1 protein-coding gene is annotated in these 2,205 nt (G+C 76.2%); it reads left to right on the plus strand.

Annotated elements, in window-relative coordinates; translation table 11 throughout:
- The first annotated feature begins 444 nt into the window (after positions 1 to 444).
- Positions 445 to 1,851 (plus strand): MFS transporter, encoded by a 1,407-nt coding sequence (locus GTW43_RS01600; RefSeq protein WP_343245861.1) that lies wholly within the window; start codon positions 445 to 447, stop codon positions 1,849 to 1,851.
- The last annotated feature ends 354 nt before the right edge of the window (positions 1,852 to 2,205 follow it).

The raw sequence follows: 2,205 nt of genomic DNA on the forward strand, positions 1-2,205 counted from the left end.
GCCGGTGCCGGTGCCGGTGCCGGTGCCGGTGAGCGTGCCCGCGCTCGTGAGCGTGCGCGTACTCGAACTTGTACTCGTACTCGTACTCGTGAGGTCGGCCATACCTGCATTGTCCCCCGGCCGCGGCGGCGGTGGGGGGCCGTGCCAGGGCCAGGAACGTGGCACCCCGGTGGAACGCGGCCTGCCACCTTTCGCGCGGCGGCCCGAGAGTGGGACCTGTTGCGGGTGGCCGACGGGCCGGGCCCAGGGAGTGCACGGCACAGGGCCGCGGCCCGGACCCGTCGCCCACCCGCACCTCCGCTCTTTCGCACGGCTTTCGCACGGCTTCCGCACGGCTTCCGCACGGCTCTTCGTGTGGCTTCCGTACGGCTTTCGTGTGGCTTCCGTACGGCTTTTCGTGCGGCTTCCGTTCCGCTTCCGTTCCGAGGTCTCCAGGAGGACCGCGTGACCACCTCGACCCCCGTCGCCGCCGCCGTGGCGCCCGCCGTGGCGCCCGCGTCGCCGACCCGGCGCGGCGGCGGTGCCGCGCTGTTCGCCGCCCTGCTGGGCTTCGCCGTCATCACCATCGACGTGTCCGCCGTCAACATCGCCCTGCCCGGCATCCAGGAATCGCTGCACAGCGGCATGACCGGACTCCAGTGGGTGGCCGACGCCTACACGCTGATGTTCGCCGGACTCATGCTGTCGGCGGGCGCCCTCGGCGACCGTACCGGCGCGCGCCGCGCCTACGCCTGGGGCACCGCGCTGTTCACCGTCGCCTCGCTGGCCTGCGCCCTCGCACCGGGACTCGGCACGCTCATCGCCGCCCGGGTGTTCCAGGGCGGGGCCGCCGCCGTCCTGATGCCCGCCTCGCTCGCACTGATCCGGCAGGCCTACGAGGACCCGCGGCGCCGGGCGCGCGCGATCGCCCTGTGGACGGTCGGCGGGTCCGTGTCCATGGCCGCCGGGCCCGTGCTCGGCGGTGTGCTCACCGAACACGTCGGCTGGCGGGCCGTGTTCTTCCTCAACCTGCCCGTCGGCGCGGCGATCCTCGCCCTGCTCACCCGCGTCGCGCGCTCGCCGCGGCGGCCCGCTCCGCTGGACGTCACCGGACAGCTGACCGCCGTGCTCGCGCTCGCCGGGCTGACCTTCGCCGTCATCGAGGGCGGGCACGGCGGCTGGACGGCGCCGCCGGTCCTCGGGGCCCTCGCCGTCGCGGTCCTCAGCGGCATCGGCTTCTACGTCACCGAGCGGCGGCACCGGGCGCCGATGGTCCCCCTGAGCATGCTGAACCGGCGCACCGTCTCGGTCTCGCTGGTCGTCGGGTTCGCGCTCAACCTCGGCTTCTACGGAGTCGTGTTCCTGCTGGGGCTCTACCTCCAGCAGCTGCGCGGGATGTCGGCGACGGCGGCGGGCCTGATGTTCGTACCGCTCGCCGTGGTCATCACGGCGACGAACCTCGTGTCGCCGCGGGCCGCCGAGCGGCTCGGGCGGCGCCGGGTGGTCGTGACCGGGGTACTGGTGCTCGCCCTCGCCATGTTCGCGTTGCTGCCGCTGGGGCGGACGACGCCGCTGTGGCTCGTGCTCGTGCTGCTGGTGCCGACGGGGATGGGCGGGGCGTTCGCGGTGCCGGCCGTGACGGCGATGCTGATGGACTCCGTCCCCGGGGAGCGGGTCGGGACGGCGTCCGGAATGCTCAACGCGCTGCGGCAGACGGGCGGGGCGCTCGCCGTCGCGCTCTTCGGGGCGGTGCTCTCCGAGGGTGGGGCGGGGTTCTCGGTGGACGGCATGCGGGTGGGGCTGCTCGTGGCCGGGGGTGTGCTGTGCGTGACCGCCGGGCTGGCGGGGAGGGGGTTGCCGCGGGGGCGGTGAGGTGCCGGTGCCCGTGCCGGGTGGGGCGGTGAGGGGTGTCGCCGGGGGCCCGGGGCGCGGGGAGGGCGTCGCCGGGGGCCCGGCGACGGGCGGGGTCGTCGGGCGCCCGGGGCGCCCCCAGCTTCCCGCCTCCGGGCTGTCGCGCCCCGGCCCTGCTCCCACCGTCCCGCCCCTGTGGGGGCCGTCGGCTCGGCGCCGGGCGCAACCGTCTCGGCCTCGGGCATGCGCTGCCCTGACCCGGGGTCGCCGGTCTGCCCAGGCCCGCGCCGCCGGTCCGCCCCGGCCCGCGCCGCCGGTCCGCCCAGGCCTGCGCCGTCGCGTCGCCCCGATCCCACCATCCCGCCCCCTCCGGGG

The sequence above is a fragment of the Streptomyces sp. SID5785 genome, from assembly GCF_009870065.1.
Taxonomy (GTDB): Bacteria; Actinomycetota; Actinomycetes; order Streptomycetales; family Streptomycetaceae; genus Streptomyces.